Source organism: Nitrospirillum amazonense (assembly GCF_029594735.1).
Classification (GTDB): domain Bacteria; phylum Pseudomonadota; class Alphaproteobacteria; order Azospirillales; family Azospirillaceae; genus Nitrospirillum; species Nitrospirillum amazonense.
In genome coordinates, this window is sequence record NZ_JARPAF010000002.1 from 536,230 (window position 1) to 563,220 (window position 26,991).

Annotated in this window: 25 protein-coding genes; 8 read left to right on the forward strand and 17 right to left on the reverse strand. The window is 69.0% G+C overall.

Going from position 1 to position 26,991, the window contains the following annotated elements:
* Positions 1 to 2 precede the first annotated feature (2 nt).
* Complete coding sequence (gene murI, locus P5F91_RS08640) at positions 3 to 887, reverse strand: glutamate racemase (RefSeq protein ID WP_145610655.1); 885 nt, start codon at positions 885 to 887, stop codon at positions 3 to 5.
* Positions 888 to 1,081: 194 nt separating this feature from the next.
* Between murI and P5F91_RS08645 the strand changes: the two genes are divergently transcribed.
* Positions 1,082 to 1,639, forward strand: a complete 558-nt coding sequence (locus P5F91_RS08645; RefSeq protein ID WP_145610654.1) for a hypothetical protein — start codon at positions 1,082 to 1,084, stop codon at positions 1,637 to 1,639.
* A 70-nt stretch (positions 1,640 to 1,709) separates the two neighbouring features.
* On the opposite strand, the gene cobT is transcribed toward P5F91_RS08645, so the two are convergent.
* From cobT to P5F91_RS08660, 3 genes are all read right to left on the reverse strand, one after another.
* Positions 1,710 to 3,596 carry a cobaltochelatase subunit CobT gene (cobT, locus tag P5F91_RS08650; protein WP_145610653.1) on the reverse strand — a complete coding sequence of 629 codons (1,887 nt, stop codon included), beginning with the start codon at positions 3,594 to 3,596 and terminating at the stop codon, positions 1,710 to 1,712.
* 17 nt (positions 3,597 to 3,613) lie between these two features.
* On the reverse strand, positions 3,614 to 4,606 hold the full coding sequence (gene cobS, locus P5F91_RS08655; RefSeq protein WP_088870572.1) for a cobaltochelatase subunit CobS: 993 nt from the start codon (positions 4,604 to 4,606) through the stop codon (positions 3,614 to 3,616).
* 83 nt (positions 4,607 to 4,689) lie between these two features.
* Positions 4,690 to 5,268, reverse strand: coding sequence for a J domain-containing protein (locus tag P5F91_RS08660; RefSeq protein WP_145610652.1), 579 nt, complete (start codon positions 5,266 to 5,268; stop codon positions 4,690 to 4,692).
* A 182-nt stretch (positions 5,269 to 5,450) separates the two neighbouring features.
* On the opposite strand from P5F91_RS08660, the gene P5F91_RS08665 reads away from it, so the two are divergent.
* Positions 5,451 to 5,723 carry a BolA family protein gene (locus P5F91_RS08665; protein ID WP_145610651.1) on the forward strand — a complete coding sequence of 91 codons (273 nt, stop codon included), beginning with the start codon at positions 5,451 to 5,453 and terminating at the stop codon, positions 5,721 to 5,723.
* On the opposite strand, the gene P5F91_RS08670 is transcribed toward P5F91_RS08665, so the two are convergent.
* The 3 genes from P5F91_RS08670 to P5F91_RS08680 form a co-directional block, all read right to left on the reverse strand.
* On the reverse strand, positions 5,720 to 6,298 hold the full coding sequence (locus P5F91_RS08670) for a DUF2889 domain-containing protein (RefSeq protein ID WP_145610650.1): 579 nt from the start codon (positions 6,296 to 6,298) through the stop codon (positions 5,720 to 5,722). The genes P5F91_RS08665 and P5F91_RS08670 overlap by 4 nt on opposite strands.
* 85 nt (positions 6,299 to 6,383) lie before the next feature.
* On the reverse strand, positions 6,384 to 7,511 hold the full coding sequence (gene aroB, locus P5F91_RS08675) for a 3-dehydroquinate synthase (protein ID WP_277907012.1): 1,128 nt from the start codon (positions 7,509 to 7,511) through the stop codon (positions 6,384 to 6,386).
* Positions 7,508 to 8,104, reverse strand: coding sequence for a shikimate kinase (locus P5F91_RS08680; RefSeq protein WP_277907013.1), 597 nt, complete (start codon positions 8,102 to 8,104; stop codon positions 7,508 to 7,510). The genes aroB and P5F91_RS08680 overlap by 4 nt, the downstream gene beginning before the upstream one ends.
* Positions 8,105 to 8,518: 414 nt before the next feature.
* Here P5F91_RS08680 and P5F91_RS08685 point away from each other — a divergent pair, with 414 nt between their 5' ends.
* The 4 genes from P5F91_RS08685 (at position 8,519) to P5F91_RS08700 (ending at position 12,633) form a co-directional block, all read left to right on the forward strand.
* Positions 8,519 to 8,659, forward strand: coding sequence for a hypothetical protein (locus P5F91_RS08685; protein WP_157999514.1), 141 nt, complete (start codon positions 8,519 to 8,521; stop codon positions 8,657 to 8,659).
* Positions 8,640 to 10,481 (forward strand): hypothetical protein, encoded by a 1,842-nt coding sequence (locus tag P5F91_RS08690; protein WP_145610647.1) that lies wholly within the window; start codon positions 8,640 to 8,642, stop codon positions 10,479 to 10,481. Before P5F91_RS08685 ends, P5F91_RS08690 begins: the two co-directional genes overlap by 20 nt.
* Before the next feature lie 5 nt (positions 10,482 to 10,486).
* Positions 10,487 to 11,554 (forward strand): site-specific tyrosine recombinase XerD, encoded by a 1,068-nt coding sequence (locus P5F91_RS08695; RefSeq protein WP_145610646.1) that lies wholly within the window; start codon positions 10,487 to 10,489, stop codon positions 11,552 to 11,554.
* 125 nt (positions 11,555 to 11,679) lie between these two features.
* Complete coding sequence (locus tag P5F91_RS08700; RefSeq protein WP_088870580.1) at positions 11,680 to 12,633, forward strand: acetyl-CoA carboxylase carboxyltransferase subunit alpha; 954 nt, start codon at positions 11,680 to 11,682, stop codon at positions 12,631 to 12,633.
* 224 nt (positions 12,634 to 12,857) lie between these two features.
* Here P5F91_RS08700 and P5F91_RS08705 read toward each other — a convergent pair whose 3' ends face one another.
* From P5F91_RS08705 to P5F91_RS08730, 6 genes are all read right to left on the reverse strand, one after another.
* Positions 12,858 to 13,118 carry a hypothetical protein gene (locus P5F91_RS08705; RefSeq protein WP_145610645.1) on the reverse strand — a complete coding sequence of 87 codons (261 nt, stop codon included), beginning with the start codon at positions 13,116 to 13,118 and terminating at the stop codon, positions 12,858 to 12,860.
* A 254-nt stretch (positions 13,119 to 13,372) separates the two neighbouring features.
* On the reverse strand, positions 13,373 to 14,377 hold the full coding sequence (locus P5F91_RS08710; protein ID WP_277907016.1) for an aspartate-semialdehyde dehydrogenase: 1,005 nt from the start codon (positions 14,375 to 14,377) through the stop codon (positions 13,373 to 13,375).
* 288 nt (positions 14,378 to 14,665) lie between these two features.
* Positions 14,666 to 16,204 carry a 2-polyprenylphenol 6-hydroxylase gene (ubiB, locus tag P5F91_RS08715; protein ID WP_277907017.1) on the reverse strand — a complete coding sequence of 513 codons (1,539 nt, stop codon included), beginning with the start codon at positions 16,202 to 16,204 and terminating at the stop codon, positions 14,666 to 14,668.
* Positions 16,205 to 16,206: 2 nt separating this feature from the next.
* A complete protein-coding gene (locus P5F91_RS08720) occupies positions 16,207 to 17,061 on the reverse strand; it encodes a class I SAM-dependent methyltransferase (protein WP_277907018.1) in 855 nt (284 codons plus the stop codon).
* Between the two features lie 121 nt (positions 17,062 to 17,182).
* Positions 17,183 to 17,968 carry a PIG-L deacetylase family protein gene (locus P5F91_RS08725; protein WP_277907019.1) on the reverse strand — a complete coding sequence of 262 codons (786 nt, stop codon included), beginning with the start codon at positions 17,966 to 17,968 and terminating at the stop codon, positions 17,183 to 17,185.
* Between the two features lie 247 nt (positions 17,969 to 18,215).
* Positions 18,216 to 19,052 (reverse strand): AraC family transcriptional regulator, encoded by an 837-nt coding sequence (locus P5F91_RS08730; protein WP_277907020.1) that lies wholly within the window; start codon positions 19,050 to 19,052, stop codon positions 18,216 to 18,218.
* Between the two features lie 147 nt (positions 19,053 to 19,199).
* Here P5F91_RS08730 and P5F91_RS08735 point away from each other — a divergent pair, with 147 nt between their 5' ends.
* Both P5F91_RS08735 and P5F91_RS08740 read left to right on the forward strand, forming a co-directional pair.
* Positions 19,200 to 20,372 carry an FAD-dependent oxidoreductase gene (locus P5F91_RS08735; protein WP_277907021.1) on the forward strand — a complete coding sequence of 391 codons (1,173 nt, stop codon included), beginning with the start codon at positions 19,200 to 19,202 and terminating at the stop codon, positions 20,370 to 20,372.
* Between the two features lie 11 nt (positions 20,373 to 20,383).
* A complete protein-coding gene (locus P5F91_RS08740) occupies positions 20,384 to 20,770 on the forward strand; it encodes a hypothetical protein (protein WP_145610638.1) in 387 nt (128 codons plus the stop codon).
* 55 nt (positions 20,771 to 20,825) lie between these two features.
* Here the strand turns inward: P5F91_RS08740 and phoB are convergent, their stop codons facing one another.
* The 4 genes from phoB to P5F91_RS08760 all read right to left on the reverse strand — a co-directional run bounded on the left by phoB (position 20,826) and on the right by P5F91_RS08760 (position 26,749).
* The gene (gene phoB / locus P5F91_RS08745; protein WP_004272237.1) at positions 20,826 to 21,530 is read right to left on the reverse strand and encodes a phosphate regulon transcriptional regulator PhoB; all 705 of its coding nucleotides are present in this window, start codon (positions 21,528 to 21,530) and stop codon (positions 20,826 to 20,828) included.
* Positions 21,531 to 21,628: 98 nt separating this feature from the next.
* On the reverse strand, positions 21,629 to 22,393 hold the full coding sequence (phoU, locus tag P5F91_RS08750; protein WP_145610637.1) for a phosphate signaling complex protein PhoU: 765 nt from the start codon (positions 22,391 to 22,393) through the stop codon (positions 21,629 to 21,631).
* A 240-nt stretch (positions 22,394 to 22,633) separates the two neighbouring features.
* Positions 22,634 to 24,142, reverse strand: coding sequence for an ATP-binding protein (locus tag P5F91_RS08755; RefSeq protein ID WP_145610636.1), 1,509 nt, complete (start codon positions 24,140 to 24,142; stop codon positions 22,634 to 22,636).
* Between the two features lie 321 nt (positions 24,143 to 24,463).
* Positions 24,464 to 26,749, reverse strand: coding sequence for an NADP-dependent malic enzyme (locus P5F91_RS08760; protein WP_145610635.1), 2,286 nt, complete (start codon positions 26,747 to 26,749; stop codon positions 24,464 to 24,466).
* Positions 26,750 to 26,991: the final 242 nt, after the last annotated feature.

A 26,991-nucleotide genomic window follows, 5' to 3' on the forward strand; every position in this document is an offset into this window, starting at 1 on the left:
CTTCAGCCCCTCAGGCTCTCAGGGATGGGATCCGGGCCCACGCTGTGGAACCGCGCCTCACCGCCGAAAAAGCGGCTGGCCAGGCGGGTGATGGGTTCCGCCGGGCCGGTGGTGTGGAAGGCCTCGACCCCGCCCTGCTCCCGCGCCCGGCTGGGCAGCTCATATTCCGGGTGCCGTTCCAGATAGGCGCGCAGGCTGCTGACCGTCAGGTCGGGCTGGTCCAGGATTTCCACGCCGGGGGGCAGGGCCTGGGCGAACAGGTCCGCCACCAGGGGATAGTGGGTGCAGCCCAGCACGACCGCATCCGGCGGCACGCCATCCAATTGGGCCATCAACTGCCCGGCATAGCCCTCGATGGCGGCGCGAATGGTCTCAACCGGGGCGTCGGCCTCGATCAGGCGCACCAGGTCGGGGCAGGCCTGCTGCACCACCCGCACCTCCGGCGCGCGCTTGGCAATCTCGGTGGGGTAGGCCCCGCTGCTGACCGTGTGCTGGGTGGCGAAGATGGCGACGGTGCGCGGTTCGCCCGCGCGCGACCCGGCGGCCACGTCGGCCATCCACGGCACGCCGGTGATGGCCTCCACCATCGGCACCAGCACGCCCAGGACCCGGCGCTCGGGATAGGCGGCGGGCAGCCAGGTCTGCTGCAGGCGGCGCAGCGCCTGGGCTGAGGCGGTGTTGCAGGCCAGGATGACCAGGGGGCAGCCCAGGCCGAACAGCCGTTCCACCCCCGCCACGGTGTAGCGGTAGATTTCCTCCGGCGTGCGGTTGCCATAAGGGGCGTTGGCGTGGTCGCCCAGGTAGACGAAACGGCGGTCAGGCATCTGGTCGGCCAGGGCGCGCAACACCGTCAATCCGCCGTGGCCTGAATCGAAAACGCCGATCATCGTCGCAACCGCACCGTTCGCTTAGGGGGCGTAGGCGCACCCGTCATCACCGGTTTAGCACGATCCGCCGGGGCGGCGGCAACCGCGTTGCGGCCGGTTGCCGCCCCTGCTTGCCATTGCATGTCGGCTATGCCTTAGTGCGCCCGTCCTTTATGCTGACGCCGTTACCCCTTCGTCTTTGAGGAACCTTGCCCGTGAGCCTGCGTGTCGCCGTCCGCCGGTCCTTGATGATCCTGCCCGTCCTCGCCTCGGCGACAGCCCTCGCGGTCGTCGGCGCTGCGCCCGCCTGGGCCCAGGCGGCCAATCCGGCGCCCGGTTCCACACCCATCATGCCATCGGCGGCCAAACCGTCGGCTCCCGCTGCCGCTGCTCCGGCCGCTGGCGCCAAAGCCGGTGCGAAGGCCGATGACGACGACGGCTGGACCTGTCCTTTCCCCAAGAAGGTGCCGACCATTCCCGACGGCAAGACCGCGCCCGAGGCCGACATGCGCAAGGCGCATGAGGAGATGCAGTCCTACGTCAACAGCGGCCAGGGCTTTATTTCCTGCGTGGACCAACTGGTGGCCCAGCACCCGGACAAGGTGACGGTGGCGAAGTTCCTGCAGCTGACCAGCGTGCAGGACGCGGTGGTGACCAACATGCAAATCCTAGCCGCCCGCTTTAACGAACAGCTGCATGTGTTCAAGGCCCGCACCGGTGGCGCACCGGCCCCTGCGGCGCCGGCGCCGGCGGCCAAGCCCGCCGGCAAGTAAGCCTTTCCAAAAAGATTTGGGCCGCCCGGCGTCCGCCTGGCGGCCCTTATCGCGCCTGCGCGAGCCAGGTCTAACGGCGGCCGCCCCGCGCCTGGCGCCGGGCGGACCCGGGGCGGCGGTCGTCCTCGTCGAACAGTTCGGCCAGCTTCTCCATGACCGTGCCGCCCAATTGCTCCACATCCACGATGGTGACGGCGCGCCGGTAATAGCGCGTGACGTCGTGGCCGATGCCGATGGCGATCAGCTCCACCGGGCTGCGGGTCTCGATGTACTCGATGACGCTGCGCAGATGCTTTTCCAGATAGCTGCCGCTGTTGACCGACAGGGTGCTGTCGTCCACCGGCGCGCCGTCGGAAATGACCATCAGGATGCGCCGCTGCTCCGGCCGGGCGATCAGGCGGGTGTGGGCCCACAGCAGGGCCTCGCCGTCGATATTCTCCTTCAGGATGCCTTCGCGCAGCATCAGGCCCAGGTTGCGCCGGGCCCGGCGCCAGGGGGCGTCGGCCTCCTTGTAGACGATGTGGCGCAGGTCGTTCAGGCGGCCGGGGGCGGCGGGCTTGCCGCTGGCCAGCCAGCGCTCGCGGCTCTGCCCGCCCTTCCACGCCCGGGTGGTAAAGCCCAGGATCTCCACCTTCACACCGCAGCGTTCCAGGGTGCGCGCCAGGATGTCGGCGCTCATGGCGGCGATGGTGATGGGTCGGCCGCGCATGGATCCGGAATTGTCGATCAGCAGGGTGACGACGGTGTCGCGGAAATTGGTGTCGTTCTCCTGCTTGAACGACAGGGGCAACACCGGGTTGGCCACCACGCGGGCCAGACGGGCCGCGTCCAGAATGCCTTCCTCCAGGTCGAACACCCAGGCGCGCGTCTGCTTGGCCATCAGCCGGCGCTGCAGGCGGTTGGCCAGCTTGGCGATGACACCCTGCAGATGCTGCAACTGCTGGTCCAGCATCATGCGCAGGCGGGCCAGTTCGTCCGCGTCGCACAGGTCGGCGGCCCCCACCACCTCGTCGAATTCGGTGGTGAAGGCGCGGTAATTGCCGCTGTCCAGGCTGTTGCGGCCGAAATCGGGGCGGGACGGCTCGCCGGGCTCGCCCGACTGCTCGGCCCCGGCGCCCTCCATCTCCTGCTGCTCGCCCTCGCTGCTTTCGGCGGCGCCGGCGGTTTCTTCCGTCTGGCCGCCGGCCTGCTGCTGCTCCCCCGTCGCCTCCGGCTCGGCATCGTCGGACTGGCCGCCGCCGGCTTCGTCATTGTCGGCGCCCTCGGGGCTTTGGGCGTCGCCGGTCTCGGCGGTCTCCTCCTCTTCCGACGTCTCAGGCTCGCCGCCCACCTCCAGGTCCAGGTCGGCCAGGATGCGGCGGGCCTCGCGGGCGTAGGCCTGCTGGTCGGCCATGGCGGCCTTCAGCTGGGCCAGGTCGGCGCCCGCCTTTTCCTCGATGAAGGGGCGCCACAAATCCAGCGCCGCCTGGGTGGCGGGGGCGGCGGGGGCGCCGGTCAGGGCCTCGCGGGCGATCAGGCGCAGGGCGTCGGCCAGCGATACTTGGTCCCGCGCCGTGGCCCGGTCCAGGCCCTGGCGGCGGAACCGTTCCTCCAGCGCCGCCGTCAGATTGTCGGCCACGCCGGCCATGGCGTTGGCGCCCAGGGCTTCGCACCGCGCCTGTTCCAGCGCGTCGAAGGCCAGGCGGGCGGTGTCGCCGGTGGGCAACAGGCGGGCGTGGGCGGACGCGTCGTGATGGCGCAGGCGCAGGGCCGCGGCATCGGCGGCCCCCCGCACCGGCGCCACGTCACGCACGTTCAGGTCTCGCGTAGGCAGGGGTACCCGCACCCGCGTGCCGGAGTAGCCCGGCGGCTCGGCGGAAAACCCCACCGTTAGGTCACCGCGCTCCGCGATGGCCCGGACGGCTGCGCCGGTGGCCCGCTTGAACGCCTCCAGCGGCGATTCCCGGTCGGAAGACATGGGCTCGTTCCCCCGCGTCAGGCGAGGGTGGCGCGCACGCCGCTCTCAGGCAGTTCGGTGCCGAAGCAGCGCTGGTAGTACTCGGCCACCGCCGCGCGCTCAACCTCGTCGCACTTGTTCAGGAAGGTGACGCGGAAGGCGAAGCCGACATCGCCGAAGATGTCGGCGTTCTGCGCCCAGGTGATGACCGTGCGCGGGCTCATGACGGTGGAGATGTCGCCGGCGATGAAGCCGGCGCGGGTCAGGTCCGCCAGGCGCACCATGGCGTTGACCAGCACGCGGCGGTCATCGGTGTCGTAGCTCGGCACCTTGGCCAGGACGATCTTCACTTCGGCGTCATGGGGCAGGTAGTTCAGGGTGGAGACGATGTTCCACCGGTCCATCTGGCCCTGGTTGATCTGCTGCGTGCCGTGATAGAGGCCGGTGGTGTCGCCCAGGCCGATGGTGTTGGCCGTGGCGAACAGGCGGAAGGCCGGGTGGGGGCGGATGACCTTGTTCTGGTCCAGCAGGGTCAGCTTGCCCTCGACCTCCAGCACGCGCTGGATGACGAACATCACGTCCGGGCGGCCGGCGTCGTACTCGTCGAAGACAATGGCGCAGGGATGCTGCAGGGCCCAGGGCAGGATGCCCTCGCGATACTCCGTCACCTGCACGCCCTCGCGCAGGACGATGGCGTCCTTGCCGATCAGGTCGATGCGGCTGATGTGGCTGTCCAGGTTGACGCGCAAGCAGGGCCAGTTCAGGCGCGCGGCCACCTGTTCGATGTGGGTGGACTTGCCGGTGCCGTGATAGCCCTGGACCATGACGCGGCGGTTGTAGGCGAAGCCGGCAAGGATGGCCATGGTCGTTTCACGGTCGAAACGATAGGTGCTGTCGATCTCCGGCACATGTTCCGTGGGGGAGCTGAACGCCGGCACCTGCATATCGCTGTCGATCCCGAAGGTCTGGCGGACGGAGATCTTGATGTCGGGCAGCGAGGCGGCGTTCATCGGTGTCGGTTCCTGGGACATGGGACGGTCGGCTTTCCTGCGAGATCGAACAGAACGGTTGGTCTTGGTTATTGTTTCAATGGCTTGGCGTTAACGGTGCGGCCTCAGCCGTGGTCGGCATAGGCGGCTTTCAGCACGTTGTAGGCTTGGTTGATGCGCTTCAGACGCTCCTCCGCGTCCTTGTCGCCGCCGTGGGTGTCGGGGTGGTTCTGCTTGGCCAGCTCGCGATAGCGCTGCTTGACCTCGGCGAATCCGATGGGCGCCTTCAGGCCCAGCACGTCCAGCGCCTCATCCTCCGGCGTGCGGGGGGAGGGCGGAGGCGGACGATGCGACGTGCCGGCTTCCCAGTCGGCGCCGAAGCTATGGCCCCGGCTCATGCTGTCGCGTAGATTCCGTTCCCGGGTGCGCCAGTCGCCCATGGGCCAGGTGGGGCGCTGCCAGGTGGTGTCGTAGCGCATGGCGCGCTCGATCTCTTCCGTGCTCATGCCCTGGTAATAGTCCCAGGCCTTGTTGTAGGCCCGCACATGGTCCAGGCAGAACCAGTAATAATCGTTCAGCTGGCTGCGATTCTTGGGCGCGCGGTACTCCCCCACCTCGGCGCAGCCGGGATGGTCGCAGGCCCTGACCTGGACCTGCGGCGGATCGTCGAACGAGAAAGAGAATCCGGGGCGCTGTTTCTGCATCGCGAAAGTATGGGGTCAGGCCCCGGCCGTGACAAGCGCGGCGGGTCGCCCGCGCCACCATTGCGGCGGCAAAGCTGGGCTGCTGTCCCGGGTGCTGGAAATCACCTTCCAGCCATTGACAGCGCCGCCCCGGCATCGCACCTCAGGGGGATAGGACGTTCCCTCCATTCCGGGCATTTTCCATGCGCTACGCCGACCGCATCCACACCAAGCTGACCCAGGCGCTGGCGCCCGTGACGCTGATCGTCGACGACCAGTCCGCCGCCCATGCCGGACATGGCGGCGCCGCCCCGGGTGGCGAGACCCATTTCGAGGTCACGGTGGTCTCGGCCGCCTTCGCCGGCAAGTCACGGGTCGCCCGCCAGCGCCTGGTCTACGACATCCTGAAGGATGAGTTGGCCGAGCGCGTCCACGCCCTGTCGGTCAAGACCCTAACGCCGGAAGAGGCGGCTTAGACGCCTTCGGGTTCCGCCGACCCGGTCTCGGGCGCCCCGGTGTAATGCTCCGGGAACCAGCGCTTCACCACCGGGCCGTCGCTGGCCATGACGTGGCAGGTGTTCAGCACGGGCGGCGGGCCGCCTTTGCCGCCGTTGCGCCGCGCGCTCAGCACCGGCGCCAGGGTTTGGAAAGCGGTGGTGGCCACGGGGCCCAGCAGCTCCACCAGGTGGGTGCAGCCCTCCGTCCGGCCCAGGCGCTGCTTGACCGCGTTGGTCCAGCCGGACGCGATGCTGAGGCCCACCAGGCGCTGGAAATTGGGCAGGATGGCGGGGCAATGCGGGAAGGGGGAGTTGTCGGTCGACACCTCCACCGCGCGCACGGTCAGCGTGTCGTCCACCGTCAGGCGCACCCACATCTCATGCAGGAATTGGCCGGGCTGGATGATGCCGCGCCATTCGTTGTCGAAGGCGTAGTGCTTCTCGTCCGTGATGTGGCCTTCGATATCCCAAAGGCCGTCGGTGCGTTCGTATCCCTGGCACGTGACGCGGCGGGTGTGCAGCGGCGTGCGCTCGGCGGCGGGGGGTAGGGGCATGGGGCAAGGGTACTTTTAAAGCGAGGTCACGGACACGGAGCGCATCATGGGCGCCGGCCCTCACCCCGGTCAAGAAACCCGCGTCTCACGCCGCCAGCGCCGCCGCCACCACGGCACGCACCGGCTCGGGATCGATGTCCCGGGCGGTGAAGGCCTGGCCGATGCCGCGCGCCAGGATGAAGGTGATGCCGCCGTCCTTCACCTTCTTGTCCTTGGCCATGTGGGCCATCAGCGCGTCCACGGTCCAGCGGCCCTTGCTGAGGTACGCGGCACCCGTCGGCAGGCCCACGGCGGCCAGGTGGCGGCGCATGCGGGCCAAGTCGTCCGGCGGGCACAGGCCCAGGCGCACCGACAGGTCGAACGCCATGACCATGCCGATGCCCACGGCCTCGCCATGCAGCAACTCACCACCATAGCCCATCTCCGCCTCCAGGGCGTGGCCGAAGGTATGGCCCAGGTTCAGCAGGGCACGCACGCCGCCCTCGCGCTCATCCTGGGCGACGATGGCGGCCTTGGCGGCCACGCTTTCCTTCACGGCGGCGGTGCGCAGGGCGGCGTCGCCGGCCACCAGGGCCGGGCCGTTTTCCTCCAGCCAGGAGAAGAAGTCCGGACGGTCGATCAGGCCGTACTTCACCACCTCGGCATAACCCGCCAGCACCTCGCGCCGGGGCAGGCTGTCCAGCGCGCGGATGTCGGCCAGCACCAGGCGCGGCTGGTGAAAGGCACCGATGAGGTTCTTGCCCTGGCGGCTGTTGATGCCCGTCTTGCCGCCCACGCTGCTGTCCACCTGCGACAGCAGCGTGGTGGGCACCTGGATGAAGTCCAGTCCGCGCAGGGCGATGGCGGCCGCGAAGCCGCCCAGGTCGCCGATGACGCCGCCGCCCAGGGCCACCAGCATGGCGCCCCGCTCGATGCCGCGCGACAGCAGGATTTCAAGGACGGCTTCCAGATGGTGGAAGCTTTTGGTGGCCTCGCCCGCCGGCACCACGATGGGGTCCAGCACACGGGCGCCGGCAGCCTCCAGCGAGCGGGTCAGGGTGCCCAGGTACAGGGGCGCCACCGTCTCGTCGCTGAGGATGATCAGCGGCCGCCTGCCTGCGATGGGCGCCACCAGCGATCCGGCCCCCTCGATCAGGCCGGACCCGACCAGAACGTCGTAGGACCGATCGGCCAGGTTCACGTGGACGGGGCTGGCGGACAGGGTCTTGCTCATGATTGCACCGCGGCCGGCTGGGCCCGCGTCTCCGGGATTTGGGTATCCGCTTCGTTGTCCAGATAGGCCTGCAGGGATTCCACCACCCGGTCCACGGTGTCCTCCGCCGGGCGGTCGCCGCTGTCCACGGTGATGTCGGCCTGGGCGTAGTAAGGGTGGCGCAACTCCATCAGCTTGCGCAGGGTCTCGCGCGGGTCGCTGTCCTTCAGCAGGGGGCGATTGCCGCGCCGCGCCGTCCGCTGCACCAGCAGGTCCAGCTCCGCCCGCAGCCAGATGGAATGGGCGCGCTGGCGCACCAGGGCGCGGGTGTCGGCGTCCATGAAGGCGCCGCCGCCGGTGGACAGTACCTGCAGCGGCTGGTCCAGAAGGCGGGCGATCACCCGGCGTTCCCCCTCGCGGAAGGCGGGCTCGCCATAGCGCTCGAAGAATTCGGGTATGCTGCAGCCGGCGGCGCGCTCGATCTCCTGGTCCGCATCGACGAAGGGCAGGCCCAGGCGGGCGGCCAGGCGGCGGCCGATGCTGGTCTTCCCGGCCCCCATCAGGCCCACCAGGACCAGGGTGCGGGGCGGGCGCTGGCGCAGCATGGAACGCATCACCGGTCCCCCCGCAGCGCGGGGGCGGGCACCCGGCGGGTCGGGGTGGCGTTGCGCGCCGGGGGGGCGGACGCTACAGTGCCGAGCGCTAACACCATGTTTGCCGTGTCATCCATTCCAGCCGAGACCTGAAAGCCGTGCCCCGTTCCGGGGGTTGTTCTTCATCCCTAGACCCGGCCGTCCCCCTGGCCCTGCGGCTTCAGGCGGACTGTCAGGCCCCGTTTTCCCGTGCCAGTCTGGTGGGCGCCACCACAGGGGGAAACGGTTCGGGGGGACTGCATAACACAGTCGACCCCGCCTGTCCCTTAACTCCACCGGGGGCTCGCGCACTGCGGCCTTGCTTGAGCCGACATGGTCTCGCAACTTTCTTTCTGAATTCGCCCTTCCCTATCAGCGATTGATGCCGATCCCACGATGAAAAAGCTCCTCCTGATCCTGATCGCCCTGGTTGTCCTCGGCGGTGCCGGCGCCGCCCTGGTCGTGGCCGCCACCACCTCCCCGGCGCCGTCCGCGCCCACCGAACGGGTGATCTCCAATGACCGCTTCCCGCAGTAAGGCGTTTTGGGGCCTGGCGCTGATCACCGGCCTGATGACGGCGCCGGTGGCGTTCGCGCAAACCTCCAGCGGGCCGACGCCGCTTTGGCCACAGGGACCGGCGACCTCCCCTACGGTCGCGCCCCCAGCCGGAACCGACACGGCCGCGCCCGGTCCTACTCCCGGCCCTACGCCCCTGGGGGGGGCCTACACGCCGCCCCCGCCACGCGCCTCCTCCTTTGAGGTCAAGACCCTGGCGGCGGTCACGCCGGACGGGGGCGGACTGCTGGACGCGGGGCAGGGAGGCCTGGGCCAGGCGCTGTGGGCGGACAGTCCGCGCGGCCTGCTTGACCGGGCGCTGGCCTCGCTGCCGCAGTCCAGCCCCTCGCCGGCCGTGCGCGCCCTGCTGGGCCGGGTGCTGATGTCTTCCGGCACCGCGCCTCAGGCGGGCAAGGACGCGCGCAATTTCCTGGGCCTCCGGCTGGAACGGCTGGCCCTGCTAGGGGATGGCAAGCACGCCGATGCCATGGCCACCCTGCCCACGGCGCTGGACGATGCCGGCGGGGCGGAAGCCTGGGCCCGCCTGTCGCTGTTGACCGGCGACGGGGCGGCCTGCGACCAGATGGCCGACCTGCAGAAGCGCTTCAACGACGGCGAGATCCAGATGCTGGGCGTCGTCTGCCAGGTGCGCGGCGGGTCCACCGACAACATCATGTTCTCGCTGGACATCATGCGGGAACAGGGTGTGAAGGACGACGGCTTCTCCCGCCTTGCCGAAGTGGCGGCCGGTGGACAGAAGGGCGCCCTCAAGGGCTTCACCGCCGTGTCGGCCGAGGCGGTGGCGCTGGCCCGCGCCATGAACCGGGGCCTGCCGGCGGAGGTGCCGGCGGCGCAGATCCTGGCGCTGAACCCGGCGGCGGCAGCGGCCGTGGCCGACTTGCCCGACACGGCGGCGGCGCTGAAGCTGGCGGCGGGCGACCGCGCCGCCAGCTATGGTACCCTGCCGTCGGCGGCGCTGGCCCCCCTCTACAAGGCGGCCAAGGTCAGCCCGAACGACCTGAAGAACGCCGTGGGCGTGGCGGACAAGCGCCAGGGCGCCGACCAGCGCGCCATCCTCTACCAGGCCCTGACGGGGGAGACGATCCCGTCGCTGAAGGGCGCCATCCTGGCCAAGGCGGTGGACGTCAGCGATCCGGCCCTGCTGGCCGGCGCCTGGGGCGATCTGCTGGCCCAGGAACTGGAAGGGCTGGCCCCCGGGCCGGCGCTGAAGGATTTGGCCCCGGCCGCCACCCGTCTGCTGCTGCTGCAGAACCGGCGCGACTTGGCCCAGCCATGGTTCGAGCTGGCCCGCCAGGCGGCGCAGGATGCCCCTAAAGATGGAAAGGTTGAGGGCAAGCCCCTTCAGGCCTACCTGCGCCTGGTGCCCTTGGCCGTGCTGGGCGGCCTGCTGCCCAGCGATGGCGCCAACTGGGCCCAGTGGCTGGACGCGGTGAAGGCGGATGCCGACGCCCCGTCCCGCCTGCGTGCCGCCTCCATCCTGGCCTTGCTGACCGCAGCGGGGGAAAAGGTGGATCCGCTGCTGCTGGCCCGCACGGCACCGGTGGTCGAGGCGCCCGGGGTGATTCCCGACGCCGCGTCCTGGCTGCGCCTGGACCAGTCGATCGCCGTGCCCCGGCGGGGCGAGGTGGCGGTGCTGGCCCTGGCGGAACTGGCGGATGCCGGTCCCGCCGCCACCGCGCCGACAGTCACGGCCCATGCCCTGTCGGCCTTGACCGCCGTTGGTCTGAAGGACGACGCCCGGCGCCTGGCGCTGGAGGCGGTGGCCGTCCTGGCTGGGCCGTAACGGTCATGGCGCCGCGCGTCCCGAAGGATCAGGCCACGACCGGGGGTGCCGCTCCCAAGAAGCGCTCCCCTGGCCGGCCGCGCGGCGCCACCCTGGCGCTGCCCCCGGGGGTGGATGCCTTCCTGGACATGCTGGTGGCGGAACGGGGGGCGGCGGCCAACACCCGCGACGCCTACCGTCGCGACCTGGTGGATGCCGCCCGCTTCATCGCCGGCCAGAAGGGCGGCAAGGGTCCCGCCCTGGACCGGGCGGGCACCGACGACCTGCGCGCCTACCTGGACCATCTGGGCCGCGACGGCACCCAGGCGGCGGTGCGCACCGTGGCCCGCCGCCTGTCGGCCCTGCGCCAGTACTACAAGTTTCTGGTGTCGGAAGGCCGGCGCGACATCGACCCGGCCGCCGTGCTGGACGGCCCGCGCCTGGGCCGCCCCTTGCCCAAGATTTTGTCCGAGGACGACGTCGGCCGCATGCTGGACACGGCGGCGGCCCAGGGCGGGGCGGAGGGGCTGCGCCTGGCGGCCCTGCTGGAACTGCTCTACGCCACGGGCTTGCGCGTTTCCGAACTGGTGGGACTGCCGCTGTCGGCTTTCAGCCGCGACGGCCGGGTGCTGGTGGTCAAGGGCAAGGGCGGGAAGGAACGCATGGTGCCCCTGTCCCCCCCGGCCCGGGACGCGCTGGCGGCCTACCTGCCCCACCGCGCCGCCTTCTTCTCGCCGGGGCGCGAGGCCAGGCAGGCCAGCCTGCTGTTCCCCTCGCGTAGTTCGGGCGGCACGCTGACCCGGCAGCGCTTCGGCCAGCTGCTGAAGGATCTGGCGCTGGCCGCCGGCCTGGACCCGGCCAAGGTCAGCCCCCACGTGCTGCGCCATGCCTTCGCCACCCATCTGCTGGACCACGGCGCCGATTTGCGCTCCGTCCAGAAGATGCTGGGCCATGCCGACATCGGCACCACCCAGATCTACACCCATGTGGTGGGTGAACGCCTGCGCCGCACGGTGGAGGACCACCACCCGCTGGCCAAAGAAAATCCGGGGGCCAAGGGAAACCCTGGCGTTCGTGGCCCACGCAAGGGGTAGCCGCAAGATGCGGGTTTCGATAGCGCTGGCCCCTGGCCCGCGCTCATGGTAATCAGCCGCCTTCGACCTTTGTGCGACCCGCTCCTCGGTGCCGCACCCCTTACAAGCAGTTGTAAGCCGAACCCATGCATTTCCTTGAATTTGAAAAGCCGATCGCCGAACTCGAAGGCAAGATCGATGAACTCCGCCACCTGTCCGATGGCGGCGGTCTCAACATCGCCGACGAGGTCCGCAAGCTTGAGGACAAGGTCGACAAGCTGCTGCGCTCGACCTACGCCAAGCTGACGCCGGCCCAGAAGGTCCAGGTAGCGCGCCATCCCAACCGGCCGCACTGCCTGGATTACATCAACGCCCTGATCACCGATTTCACGCCGCTGGCGGGGGACCGGGTGTTCGGCGAGGATCGCGCCATCGTCGGCGGCCTGGGCCGTTTCCGCGGCCGGTCGGTGGTGGTCATCGGCCAGGAAAAGGGCCACGACACCGACACGCGCATCCGCCACAACTTCGGTTCGGCCAAGCCGGAAGGCTACCGCAAGTCGCAGCGCCTGCTGGAACTGGCCAGCCGCTTCAACCTGCCGGTCATCACCCTGGTGGACACGGCCGGCGCCTATCCGGGCGTGGGTGCGGAAGAGCGCGGCCAGGCGGAAGCCATCGCCAAGTCCATCGAGACCTGCCTGCGCGCCCGCGTTCCCATCGTCTCCGCCATCATCGGTGAAGGCGGCTCGGGCGGTGCCATCGCCATCGCCACGGCCGACCGGGTGCTGATGCTGGAGCACTCGATCTACTCCGTCATCTCGCCGGAAGGCTGCTCGGGCATCCTGTGGCGCAGCAACACCAACGCCGCCGACGCGGCCGCGGCCCTGCGCCTGACCGCCCAGGACCTGAAGGAACTGGGCGTCATCGACCGCATCGTCATGGAGCCCATCGGCGGCGCGCACCGCCGGCGCGAGGAAACCATCCTGGCGCTGGGCAACGCCATCGACGACAGCCTGGACTCCATGCGTGGCCAGGACGGCGGCACCCTGATCGCCCGTCGCCGCGAGAAGTATCTGAGCATGGGCCAGAAGGGCCTGGGGTAAGACTGCCAGAAGGGCCTGGGGTAAGACTGCCAGAAGGGCCTGGGGTAAGACTGCCAGAAGGGCCTGGGGTAAGCTCTGCCCCCGATCCAAATGAAAAGGCGCCTTCCGGTGGGAGGGCGCCTTTATTCTTTGTCCGATCTCGCTGCCGGTGGGGAAAAGTATTCCCCGTTCCCCGACCCGGTGGACGGGGAAGCGGAACAGCGCCGATCCGGAAGCGGCCTTAGCTAGCTGCGCAGCACCAGGCGGGAGCAACCGCCGCCGGCCGGCTGCACGTCGCTGGCCAGGCCCGCCAGGGTCAGCATGGCCTGCACGTCCAGGATGGTGTCCGTGGACCGGGTCAGGGTCAGGCTGACGTTGCGGCACCCCATCTTCCGGAAGCGCGTGACCGCGTCCAGGATTTGGCGGGCGGGGGCGGCGGAGGAACGGGGCTGGGGCGGCGGGGTATCAAGGGTGCTGGGGGTGGCTGCCATTACGGCGGCGGCCATGCCGGGTTCCGGATTGGGGGCTCCGGTCGCCTCATGCGGATGCATGCGAGGTCCCTGGTTGGGGTTCGCCCGGGAACGACCCCGGACAACCAGGATATTGCGACCAATTGAGGCTTTTCCGCGACCGTAAAGTTGGGCCTGCGGCCGATTTTCCCATAAGGAGGAGGGGAGGTGGCGCTAACAGGCCGCTGTTACCCCCAAAAGGATGGGGCCGCCGGTATTCCATCGGCGGCCCCCTCGTGGGACGAACTGCCTTACAGCAGCTCGGCGATCTGTACGGCGTTCAGCGCCGCGCCCTTCAGCAACTGGTCGCCGGCGACGAACAGCTGGATGGAGCGGCCGCTGGGGTCGCTGATGTCCTGGCGGATGCGGCCCACCAGGATGTCGCCCTGGCCCGAGGCGTCCACCGGCATGGGGAAGTAGTTCTTCTCCACGTCATCGACGATGCGCACGCCCGGGGCCGTGGCCAGGATGTCCTTGACCTCGGCCGGGGTGATGGGCCGCTCGAACTCCACGGTCAGCGCCTCGGAATGGGCGCGCAGCACGGGTACCCGCACGCAGGTGGCGGAGATGCGGATGTCGGCGTCGCCGAAAATCTTCCACGTCTCCTTCACCATCTTCATCTCCTCCTCATTATAGCCGTTGGCCGGGTCGACCTTGGCGTTGTGGCTGAAGAGGTTGAAGGCGTAGGGGTGGGGCAGCACGGTGGGGGTGAAGGGCTTGCCCTCCAGATAGGCGCGCGTGCCTTCGCGCAGCTCTTCCATGGCGGCGGCACCGGCACCCGACGCCGCCTGGTAGGTGGCGGCGATGAAGCGGGTGATGCGGTTCTTCACGTGCAGGGGCCACAGCGGCACCAGCGCGATGATGGTGGAGCAGTTGGGGTTGGCGATGATGCCCTGATGCTGCTTCACCGCCTCGGGGTTCACCTCCGGCACCACCAGGGGGACATTGGGGTCCTGGCGGAAGGCGCTGGAATTGTCGACGACGACGGCACCGGCCTTGACGGCGATGGGGCCGTAGACCTTGGAGATGGAACCGCCGGCGGAGAACAGGGCGATGTCGACACCGTCGAAGCTGTTCTCATCCAGGGCCTGGACGGTGATCTCTTTGCCTTTGAAGGTCATGGTCTTGCCGGCCGACCGGGCCGACGCCAGCAGGCGCAGCTCGGACAGGGGGAAATCACGCTGCTCCAGGCACTCAAGCAGCTCGACGCCAACGGCACCGGTGACGCCGACGATGGCAACGACGGGCAAGGCCATGACCTAATTCCTCAAAGACGAAGGGTGAAATATGTGGAACGAGAGGCGCCATCCTCTTGTTCGTTTCGTACCCGCGTCAAGCGGACGACTCGCAGGGCTGCCTTGTGGCCAAGGCCGCGCCGCGCAAGTTTTGGTTAGGGTTTGCGTATGTCGTCCCTCCGTTGCCGGGCTCGTTTAGGCCGGTAGGACGCGACAGCGTCCGCCGGAATTTTTTGGGGAGCCGAAGGCGAACTAAAAGGTGAGGAAGCCAAGCCGCCGGATGGCGGCGCCCGGCGCTTGAGGGACGCGTTAACGCAGCGCCAGCACCGTGACGGCGATCGTCAGCGCGAGGATGGCGGCCCATTGCCAGCCGCCCCGCCCGCTTTTGAGGCGGGTGGCCAGGTCGTCGATGCTGCGCGGATCTATGGGCACGCCGCCGTTATCCAGATGCTCCGCCAGGCGGTCGGCATGGCGCAGCAGCAGGGGCAGCTTGTGGGCGGTGGCGCTCAGGTTGCGCACGGCCTCGGCCAGGCGCGCCTCCGGCCCCCGGTTCTCCCGCATCCACTCCTCGATCAGCGGGCGTGCTACTTCCCACATGTTCAGCTTGGGATTCAGGGCGCGGCCCACCCCTTCCGCCGTCAGCATGCTTTTCTGCAGCAGCAGCAGCTGGGGCTGGGTCTCCATCTCGAACTGCTCGGTCACGGCGAACAGCTGGGCCAGCAGCCGGCCGACGGAGATGTCGTGCAGCGGCTTGTTGTGCACCTGTTCGCCGATGGCGCGGGCGGCCTGCATGAACAGTTCGCGCGACTGGTGGGCGGGGACGTAGCCGGCATCGAAATGCACGTCGGCCACCAGGCGATAGTCGCGGTTCAGGAAGCCCAGCAGCATGTCGGCCAGATACAGCCGCGTCTGCCGGTCCAGCCGGCCCATGATGCCGAAATCCACCGGCGCCAGGTGGCCGGACATGTTGACGAACATGTTCCCCGGGTGCAGGTCGGCATGGAAGAAACCGTCGCGGAACACCTGGTTGAAAAAGGAATTGGCCGCCTGGCGCAGCACGTCGTCGGGGTCGAAGCCCGCGGCGCGGATGGCGTCCACCTGATCCACGGGGATGCCGTGGATGCGGTCGATGGTCAGCACCCGCTGGCTGGTGCGGTCCCAATCCACCCTGGGGATATTGAAGGTGGCGTCGCCCTTGAAATTGTCGGCCAGTTCCGAGGCGGCGCTGGCCTCCATGCGCAGGTCCATTTCCATGCGCACGGTTTCGGCGAAGGTTTCCACCACCTCCACCGGCTTCAACCGCTTCAGGCGGGGCAGGACACGCACGGCCAGGCCGGCCAGCCAGAACATCAGGTCGATGTCGCGGCGGAAGGCCAGTTCCACGCCGGGGCGGAGCACCTTCACCGCCACCTCCTTGCCCTCCGCCGTCACGGCGAAGTGCACCTGGGCGATGCTGGCGGCGGCCACCGACTCGGGCTCGAAGCTCTGGAAAATCTCGCCCAGCGGGCGGCCCAGCTGCTCCTCGATGATGGCCACGGCCTGGGGCGTGGGAAAGGGGGGCAGCCGGTCGCGCAGCAGGGCCAGGTCTTCGGCCACGGCGTCGCCCACCAGGTCGGACCGGGTGGACAGGGCCTGGCCCAGCTTGATGAAACTGGGGCCCAGCTCCTGGATGGCGGCGGCCAGGCGCTGGCCCTTGCGGCCGGGCGCCCGGTTGTTGTTCATCAGGCGCAACACCAGGGCCACGCCCGGCGCCACGTCGCGGAATTCCTCCGGGAACAGGGCGCCATGCCGGCCCAGCGTACGCCCGATGATGTACAGGCGGCGCAGGTTGCGCAGGATGCGGAGCATGGTCAGACGCGCCAGGCGGAATGGATGGCGGCCACGCCACCCGTCAGCGGCCGGGCCTTGGCCTGGCTGAAGCCCACGGCCTCCAGCCGGCGGCACAGCGCCTCCCGCTCAGGGAAGCGGCGGATGCTTTCCACCAGGTACTGATAGCTGTCGCGGTCGCCCGCCACCACCTGGCCGATGCGGGGCAGCACCTCGAAGGAATAGCGGTCGTACAGTTCCCGCAGGATGGGCAGGTTCACCTGGCTGAATTCCAGGCAGTAGAAGCGCCCACCGGGCTTCAGCACCCGATAGGCCTCCGCCAGGGCCTTGTCGATATGGGTGACGTTCCGCAGGCCAAAGGCGATGGTGTAGGCGTCGACCGAGCGGTTGGGCAGGGGCAGCGACTCGGCATTGCCCACGGTCCACTGTAACCCTCCAGTGGGCAGGCCGCCGCGCGTGTCCGGCGTCTGGTCCCAGCCTGGCATGGACCCTTTGTCGATGCCGCGGTCGCGGCCCACCCGCACCATGGCTTCCGTCAGGTCGCAGACCATGATCCGGGCGGCAGGCGCCTTGGCCGCCATGCGGAAGGCGATGTCGCCCGTGCCACCGGCCACGTCCAGGATGGTCTCGCCCGCGCGGGGGTTTACCAGGCTGACGAAATCCGCCTTCCACAGCCGGTGGATGCCCACCGACATCAGGTCGTTCATGATGTCGTAGCGGCTGGCGACGCTGGAGAACACGCCCTGCACCAGCGGCGCCTTCTCCGCCGGGTTGATGGCGCGGAAACCGAAGGATCGCGCTTCCCGCTCCTGCGCCGTCAGGGCGTCGGTGGCGGTGGTGTCTGCGGTGAAGGGCGGGGGCGTGGGATGGTCGACCATGGCGGCACCATAGCGTCGGCAGGGACGCTTGGGTAGCGGGCTTGGTGGGCAGCCCTGCCCTGAAAAGGTGGCAGGATAAACGGCTTATCCATTCGGCGGGGGACCAGAAGCCGGCCAAGCCTCAACACGGCCGCACCCGCCAGAATCGTTCGGCCGGTCTTCCGTCCCCGGTTTCTTCGGCGAAGCGCCGCACGGCGGCGCGCCAGTCGTCGGTGAAACGGAAAATGATGGGGACCTGCGATGTGTAGCAGGCGATGGCCGCCAACCGCCGCTCGAAAGCCTCGTCCGCGACCGGCACGGTCACTGGGCTGCCCAGGCGATCGCCAACCTCCGCCAGCCGGGCGGGTACGCCCGACGGCGTGTGGATGGCGTAGGGGCAATCGACATAGGCGAAGATCGTCACGCCGCGATCCGCCAGGGCGGCGCCCGTGGCGAAGGCGATACGGTGGTCGACATGGCCGCCGACGCCCAGCGGAACGAAGACCGTATTTCCCTCCCGCCATTCCGGTAGGCCGACCAGTTCTTCCGCCATGTGGTCCGCCATCTCCAATTCTTCGGCATGGATGGGTCCGAAAAGATCGGCGTCGCTGGTGTAGCGCTCGCCCCGGTAGATCGCGTCGGGAATGCCGAGCCAGCGCAAGTCACACCCAAGCGCGTCGGCGGAGGCCTGGTCCTCTGCCCGCCTGATCCGGACCACTTCGTCCGGATCGCTTATGCGCCACCGCTCATGCTTCCAGGCGGCGAAGTCATCCACCATGGTCGCCACGATGTCGCTGGCGCAGACCGTGATTATGGTGACTGGCTTCCCGCCCGTCGCCAGTAATGCCGCCGTCCCGCCACAGGACAGGGCGACGTCGTCGTAGTGAGGCTGCAGGAACAGGGCCGACGCGGTGTCGAGCGGGTTCATGGGAAACGTCATATGCCCCGGGGTCGCTGCCTGGTCCGCCCACAGCATGCTGCAGGTACGGGCCGGCGGACAAGTCAAACGTACGGGAAAGGCCAACGGCGACTGGGGTCGCGGCTGTTGCGTTCGCATCCCGCGACCCGCGGCTCACGCTGATATCACGCCCGGGGGCGTCGCCGGCCGACCGCACGGTGGGATCATGTCCAGCTCGGTCGGTAGCGGGCTTGGGTGAGCAGCCCTAAGCGGAAGGTCAGGCTGCCACCCCCCTTCGGGCGAAATAGCGGGCGGGGGGCTCGCCGAAGGCACGGCGGAACATGGCGATGAAGTTGCTGGGCGTGGCATAGCCCAGGGCGTCCGCCACCTCCGCCACCGCCTCCCCCTTCGCCAGGCGTTCCAGGGCCAGGGTCAGCCGGGCCTGCTGGCGCCACTGGGTCACGCTCAGGCCGGTTTCCGCCGCGAATAGGCGGCGGGCGGTGCGTTCCGACAGGCCAGCGTCGCGCGTCAGCACGTCCAGTGTGCGGTCGTCGTCCGGCGTCTCCAGCAGGCGCAGGGCCAAGCGCAACAGCCGGGGGTCGGTGGGCATGGGCAGGTGCAGCGGTTCATCCGGGGCCAGGCGGACTTCGTCCAGCAGCACGGCCAGCAGCCGCTCCTGCTCCGGCGTCAGCGTCGCCTCCAGCGGCCATTCCGCCACCCGCCGCACCAGGGACTGCAACAGGTCGCTGATGCCCATGACGCAGGGACGATCGGGCAGGCCGGCGCTGGCCTCCGGCGTCAGCAATATACCCCAGCCGAACAGCGCGCCGCTGATGGTCAACTTGTGCATCATGCCGGGCGGTATCCACCCGGCCCGCAACGGTGGCAGCATCCAGGACCCATGGGCGGTGCGGATATGGATCAGGCCGTTGGCGATGCAGAACAACTGCCCCCGCCGATGGGCGTGCCAGTCGATCTCCCGCGTGCCCATGTGGGTCCGGTCCTCCGCCGAATGGCTGCCCCAGAAGGTCACGACGGGCGGGCCGTCTGTCCGCTCGCACATCTCCAGGAAGGCTTCCTTGGTCATGGGGGCGGTGTCGTGGGTGTGGCGCATGGGCGTTCCAAAGGGCGGATGGCTGGGCGGGCGGCTGGCGATCGGTTTGGCCGTTTCACATTATTTTTCGTCCGACTGTCGTTATCAAGCTTGTCCTGTTTCACGGTACCGAATCCCCAGTGCGGAGTTTTGGCGGACGGTGACGAGATGGACGGGACGCAGGTGGCGATCATCGGCGCGGGCCTGGGTGGCCTTTGCCTGGCGCAGGCGCTGACGCGCGCTGGAATCGACTGCGTGGTGTATGAACGGGATGCGGGCGTGGACAGCCGCTCCCAGGGCTATCGCCTGCGCATCGACGCGGACGGTGCCGATGCCTTGGCCCGCTGCCTTTCCCCGGCCCTATATGACCTGTTCCGGCGCACCTGCGCCGTGCCCGCTCCCCGCACCCGTTTCCTGGACGGTCGGCTGGTGCCGGTGACCGGCCGGGCGCCGGCGGTATGGAGCGCGGCTGATGACGTTGCCCCCAACCGGGAGGTGGCGGGCGACCTTTGCGCCCATCGCCAGACCCTGCGGGAAATCCTGTTGACCGGCGTGGCGGACCGGGTGCGGTTCGGCGCAGCCTTCCAGGCCGTGGCCGTGGGCGAGGACGGTCGGGCTCACGTCGCCTTCGCCGACGGCACGTCGGTGCGGGCCGGCCTGGTGGTGGCGGCCGATGGCATCAATTCCGCCGTTCGCCGGCAGTTAATGCCTCAGGCGGAACCGCTGGACGTGGGCGCGGTCTGCCTTTACGGCCGCACCACCCTGACATCCCAAGTGCGGGCGGCGGTGGGGGACGACCTCTGCGCCGGTACCAGCGTGGTCTTCGCCGACGGCTATGCCGGCATCGTCGAGCCCATGCTGTTCGACCCCACGGAGGGCGAGCGGGGCGGGCTCAGTCCCGTGGACGACTATCTGTACTGGGCGCTGATTGGCCCCAAGACCCGGTTGATGGGGCGCTTCCCCGATGCCGCGCCGGCGGTGGTGGCGGATCATCTGGCGCGCGACTGGCATCCCCAATTGCGCGGCCTGTTCCGGCATGCCGATCCCAGGGGCATGGCACTGCTGCCGGTGCGCAGTGCGCGGCTGGCCCGCACGTGGCCCTGCTGGGCACTGCCCCCCGTCACCTTCCTGGGCGACTCCATCCATGCCATGAGCCCCGCCGGCGGCTTGGGCGGCAACGTCACGCTGCGCGACGCCGCCGTGCTGGCGGCCAGCCTGTCCCGCATTCCATCGGCCACGGCGGCGGCGCGGGAGTATGAGGCGGAGATGCGCACCCGTGCCGCCCGCGCCATCCACCTCTCGGAAGTGGGCGCCGCAACATTATTCGCGGATGTGTTTTAAGGAGATTGAGGATGAGCCTGTTCGAGATACACGATCTCAGCCGCTTTCCCGTGGTGACGACCCGCCCCGGTACCACCCGGCCTGGCTACGCGCCGCAGTGGGAACGGGAGATGGACGCCCTGCTGGAACGGGGCCTGCCCTTCGTCATCATCATGCGCGATCCCCCGGAGGGGGAGGCGCATGAAGACCGGCGCCTGCGCGGCCTATGGCTGAAGCGCAACCGCGACACCTTGGCGGGATTATGCCGCGCGGTGATCACGGTGGAGCCGAATGCGGTGCGTCGTGCCGCCTTCAAAGCCCAGGCCGTCATGGCGGTCAAGGCCTTCGGCGTGGCGATGGAGGTGGCCGCCACGGCGGATGAGGCGGCGAATCTGGCGACGGCCGCCCTCGCCGCCTGATGCGGGTACCAAGCAGCGGCACGTGGTTTCCCCTCGCGCAGCCGATATGGAAATATCAAGCCGACTTCATGTCCAGGGCGTAGCCGGCCGAGCGCACGGTGCGGATCATGTCCAGCTCGGTGTCCTCGTTCAGGGCCTTGCGCAGGCGGCGGATGTGCACATCGACGGTGCGCGGTTCGACATAGACGTCGTGGCCCCAGACGATGTCCAGCAACTGCTCCCGCGAGAACACGCGGCCCGGGTGCTGCATGAAGTGGCGCAGCAGGCGGAACTCGGTCGGGCCCAGGTGGATGTCGCGGCTGTTGCGGCGCACCCGATGGGCCGCCAGGTCCATGCTGATGTCGCCATAGCGCAGCAATTCCTCGGCCAGCGAGGGCACGGCCCGGCGCAGCACGGCGCGGATGCGGGCCACCAGCTCGGTCGGGCTGAAGGGCTTGGAGATGTAGTCGTCGGCGCCGGAGTTCAGGCCGCGCACCTTGTCCGCCTCCTCACCCCGGGCGGTCAGCATGATGATGGGGATTTCGCGTGTCTTGGGGTTGCGGCGCATCTGGCGGCAGACCTCCAGCCCGCTCATCAGCGGCAGCATCCAGTCCAGCAGCACCAGGTGCGGCGCCTGCTCGTCGGCCAGCAGCAGCGCTTCCTCGCCGTCGCCGGCGGTCAGCACCCGGAAGCCTTCTTTCTCCAGGTTGTAGCTCAGCAGCGTGACGAGGTCGGCTTCGTCCTCGACGATCAGAACCAAGGGCTTCAACGAGGCGTTCATGGGGTGTCCCTAAAACTGGCTGTCCGGGGTCGGGTAAGCGGTGGCAAGTCTAAGTCGTCTATAGGCTCGGGCGTGAGGAACGGCCCGGGGGGAAGGGCTCACAGATCGTCCACGGCGTCGGCGCCGTGCAGGCCGCTGCCGTGCAGGTCGACATCGGCCGTGGGGCCGACGACGAAGCTGGACTGGTCATGCTTGGGCCGGTCGGAGGTCAGCGTCTGGCCCAGCACCAGGAAGTGGATGGTCTCCGCGATGTTGGTCGCGTGGTCGCCCGCCCGCTCCAGATTCTTGGCGATGAACAGCAGGTGGGTGCAAGGGGTGATGTTGCGCGGGTCTTCCATCATATAGGTCAGGACCTCGCGGAACAGGCTGGTGTACAGGTCGTCCAGCTCCTCATCCCGGTTCCAGGCGTCGATGGCCTTGCCCACGTCGCGGTCGATATAGGCGTCCAGCACGTCCTTCAGCATGCTTTCCACCAGCTTGCCCATGCGCGGGATGGCGCTGACGGGCCGCACGGCGGGAAGCTTGGCCAGCGCCATGCTGCGCTTGGCGATGTTGGCGGCATAGTCGCCAGTGCGTTCCAGGTCGGCGGAAATCTTCAGGGCGGCCAGGATTTCGCGCAGGTCGCTGCCCACGGGCTGGCGCAGGGCCAGCATGCGCACGGCCTCCTGCTCGATGCCGCGTTCATAGTCGTCCAGCTGGTGGTCGGCCTGCATCACCCGAGCGGCCAGGTCCACGTCGCGGCGCACCACCGCCTGGACGGCGCCGTCCACCTGGGCCTCGGCCACGCCACCCATCTGGGTGATCAGGTTGGACAGGCGCTGCAGCTGCTGCTCGAACGACTTAACCGTATGCTCGGCCGGCATCTTCTTACCACCCCACCCCCGGCGGTCCTGGCCGGGGCATGAAAAACGGCGGCCGGCGGGACACATCGCCGGTCGGGCAGGGTGGACCATAGCGGCAGGTCGCTATGGAATTGCTACAGATAAGCGACAGTTTTATGACGGCGCATCCGGGCGAGCTGTGCCCTGAAAGCTATGCTACCTCAGTGGCTTATCTCATACGGGGGTAGCGCTACCACGGGTATGGCCGGCGCCGGCCCACCCTCAAGCGGCACCCCGGCCGCCTTCCTGTGACAGATTCGGGGCAGATTGGGGTACGGGCTTTTCCGCCTTCTCCGCCGCCTTTTCCACGCCGGGCAGGTGCACGGTGAAGGTGCTGCCCTTGCCCACCTCGCTGTCGATGGTCAACCGGCCGCGGTGGCGGTTCACGATGTGCTTCACGATGGCCAGGCCCAAGCCGGTGCCGCCCAAGGCGCGGCTGCGGGCGGCGTCCACGCGGTAGAAGCGTTCGGTCAGGCGGGGCAGATGGGTGCGGGCGATACCCTCGCCCTTGTCGGTCACCGACACCTTGATGCCGGCCACCTTTTGCGGCGCCTGGCGGGCGCGGATGCCGGTGGCGCCCGGTGCCGGCGGCGCCTCGGCCCGTTCCAGCGACACCACCACGTCGGTCTGCTCGCGCCCGTACTTGATGGCATTGTCGATCAGGTTCTGGAACACCTGGGTCAGCTGGTCCTCGTCCCCCTGCACGCGCGGCAGGTCTTCGCCGCCCTGAACGCGGATGGTGATCTTGCGCGCCGCCGCCTTCAACTCCAGCATGGCGACCACGCTGTGCACCAGCTGGGCGACATTGGTCTCGCCGGTCGGGTGGGTGTGTTCATCCAGCTCGATGCGCGACAGGGACAGGAGGTCCATCACCAGGCGCGACATACGGCCGGCCTGCTCCTGCATGATGGCCAGGAAGCGGTCGCGGGCGTCGGCGTCGTCGCGGGCGGGCCCGCGCAGCGTCTCGATGAAGCCCACCAGGGTGGATAGGGGCGTGCGCAGCTCATGGCTGGCGTTGGCCACGAAGTCGGCCCGCATCTGTTCCGACCGCTTGATGGCGGTGATGTCGTGCAGGGTGACGATGGCGGTGATCTCATGCTCCGGCGCGCCGTCCTCCGCCGCGGGGCGGAAGGGCGTTACCCGTACCTCCAGCACGCGCTCCACCGGCAGGGGCAGGGTGAATTCAACCCGCCGGCTGTCGCCGCCGGCCAGCACGGCGTCCACCGCCGCCAGGACGTCGGGGTTGCGCACGCTGACCGCCAGGTCACGGTTCAGCATGCGGTCGCCGAACAGGGCGCGGGCGGCGCTGTTGGCGCGGCCCACCTTGCGCTTGTCGTCCACCAGCATCAGGGGATCGTGCAGGGCCTCCACCACCGCCTCGTCGGCGGCCAGGCGATGCTCGATCTCCTCCCGGTGGCGCAGCCAGTTCTGGTGCAGCTGGGCGATGTCCTCCAGCAGGGCGGCGCCGGTCAGGGTGCGGGCCTGGGGCGGGGGCAGGGGTGTGCGGCGGTCCCGCACCTGGTCCAGGTAGGCGGCGATCAGCCGGCTGTCGCGCAGCACCAGGTGGCGCGCGACGGCGGTCACGGCGGCTACCAGGGCGAAGGCCGCCAGTGCCAGCAGGATGTTGAGCCGCCCGGCGATCACCAGCGCGCCCAGCAGCGCCGCCGTCGGCGCCAGCATCAGCACGGCGATGGCGACAAAACGATCGGGGCGCGTTTCCAAACGACTCATCTCCCAAACCCACCCATGCTGATTCCCGTGACACGGCCAAAACAGGCCAGGTCAAAAGTGCGCCTTCCCGTTCATTGCACCGAACATAGCGCAGGAATGGCGCCAGGAACCCACGTCATGGAAGTTTAATCCCGGGACCGGCCGTGGAGCTATCCCGCTTCATAAGAAAAGGCCACGGCCATCGGGAACTCCCCCGCCAGCCATGGCCCTTTTTTACTTAAGCACCGCCGCCGGCCATGGCCGGCGGCGTATGTATACTGGATACGCTTTTTTCCGTCCCGCCAGCCGCAATCAGCCTGCCCCCGGTCAGCCTGCCCCCGATCAGCCTGCGGTGTGCAGGCTGTCGTGGGCCGCCATGACGGCGGCGGTCAGCAGTTCGTTGGACGTGGCGCCCATCTGCACGATCTGCGCCGGCTTCTCCAGGTTGATCAGCAGCGGGCCGATCAGCGTGCCGCCGCCCATCTTCTGCAGCAGCTTGGCGCCGATGTTGGCGGTGTGCAGCGCCGGCATGATCAGCACGTTGGCCGGGCCGGACAGGCGGCTGAACGGGTACAGGCGCTTCATCAGGTCGTGGTCCAGGGCCACGTCCACCGACATCTCGCCCTCATACTCGAAGTCGGCGCCCCGCTGGTCCATCAGGGCCACGGCGTCGCGCACATGCTGCGCCCGCTCCCGCATCGGCTGGCCGAAGTTGGAGAAGGACAGGAAGGCCACGCGGGGCTCGTGCCCCATCTGGCGGGCCATGCGGGCCGCCCCCTCGGCGATGTGGACCAGCTGCTGGGCGGTCGGGCGCTCATGCACCGTGGTGTCGGCGATGAACACCGTCTGCTTGCGCAGCGCCAGCACCGACAGGCCGAAGGCGGGCGCGCCCTCGCGCGGATCGATGACGTGGCCGATCTCCTCGTACGAGGTGAAGAAGTCGCGGGTCAGGCCGGTGACCACGGCGTCGGCGTCGCCCAGCGCCACCATGCAGGCGGCGAAGACGTTGCGGTGCTGGTTCACCAGGCGCTGGCAGTCCCGGTGCAGCATGCCTTTGCGCTGCAGGCGCGCGTACAGGAAATCGGTGTAGCGCTGGTTTTCCGAGGACTGGTACAGGCGGGCGTTGCGCACCTCCAGCGGCGCGCTGCCCTGGGGCAGGCCCAGGGCGGCCATCTGGTCCGCCACCACCTTCTCACGGCCGATCAGGATGGGCGTGCCATAGCCGGCGGAGCGGAAGGCCAAGGCGGCGCGGATCGTCCGCTCCTCCTCACCCTCGGCGAAGACGACGCGGCGGGGGTTGGCCTTCACCTTGTCGAAGATCTGCTGCAGGCTGTCGGCGGTGGGGTCCAGGCGCAGGCGCAGGGCCCGGCCATAAGCCTCCATGTCCGTGATGGGACGCTTGGCGACGCCGGTGTCCATGGCCGCCTGGGCCACGGCCGCCGGCACCTTCACGATCAGGCGCGGGTCGAAGGGCACGGGGATGATGTATTCCGGGCCATAGCGCAGGCGCCGGCCGGAATAGGCGGCATCGACCTCGTCCGGCACGTCCTCGCGCGCCAGCTCGGCCAGCGCGTTGACGGCGGCAATCTTCATGGCGTCGTTGATGGTGCTAGCCCGCACGTCCAGGGCGCCGCGGAAGATGTAGGGGAAGCCTAGGACGTTGTTCACCTGGTTGGGATAGTCCGACCGCCCGGTGGCGACGATGGCGTCGTCACGCACCGACTTCACCTCTTCCGGCGTGATTTCCGGATCGGGGTTGGCCATGGCGAAGATGATGGGCTTCGCCGCCATGGTGGCCACCATCTCGGCCGTCAGGGCCCCCTTGACCGACAAGCCCAGGAACACGTCGGCGCCCTTGACCGCCTCGGCCAGGGTGCGGGCGTCTGTGGTGATGGCGTGGGCCGACTTCCACTGGTTCATGCCGTTGGTGCGGCCCTGGTAGACGACGCCCTTGGTGTCGCACAGGGTCACGTTCTCATGCGGCACGCCCATGGACTTGATCAGTTCCACGCAGGCGATGGCGGCCGCACCGGCGCCGTTCACCACCAGGCGGGCGTCGGTCATGCTGCGGCCGGTCAGATGCAGGGCGTTGATCAGGCCGGCGGCGGCAATGATGGCGGTGCCGTGCTGGTCGTCGTGGAAGACGGGAATGTCCATCAGTTCGCGCAGGCGCTGCTCGATGATGAAGCAATCGGGCGCCTTGATGTCTTCCAGGTTGATGCCGCCGAAGCTGGGCCCCAGGTAGCGCACGGAATTGATGAACTCATCCACGTCGCGGGTGTCGACCTCCAGGTCGATGCCGTCGACATCGGCGAAGCGTTTGAACAGGACGGCCTTGCCTTCCATGACCGGCTTGGAGGCCAGCGCCCCCAGGTCGCCCAATCCCAGCACGGCGGTGCCGTTGGAAATGACGGCCACCAGGTTGCCCTTGGCGGTGTAGTCGTAGGCCGTGGCCGGATCCTCATGGATGCGCAGGCACGGCACCGCCACGCCGGGCGAATAGGCCAGCGACAGGTCGCGCTGGGTCGTCAGGGGCTTGGTCGGCGTGACCTCCAGCTTGCCCGGACGGCCGCTGGCGTGCAGATGCAGGGCCTCGGCGTCGGTGACGCGCTTCTCGGTATCAGCCATACGTTCTCTCTCCACCGCGTTTGCGGGCTGGTCTTCGCCGGCCCTTTGATTGCCGGGCCGGTCGGTGCCGGCCCTTGTGATTATTGCGCGCGATGGTAGCTGAGCGATCCGGGCGGGGTCACGGGCAAATCCGCCCCCGACCTCTGTTCCGCGGGCGGGGCTGCAATCGCGGTAGGTCGGGGGCGGCGCCGGGATGCGTGCGGGGGCGCGCATCCGCATGGTCCCGCCCAATCGGGGCTGGC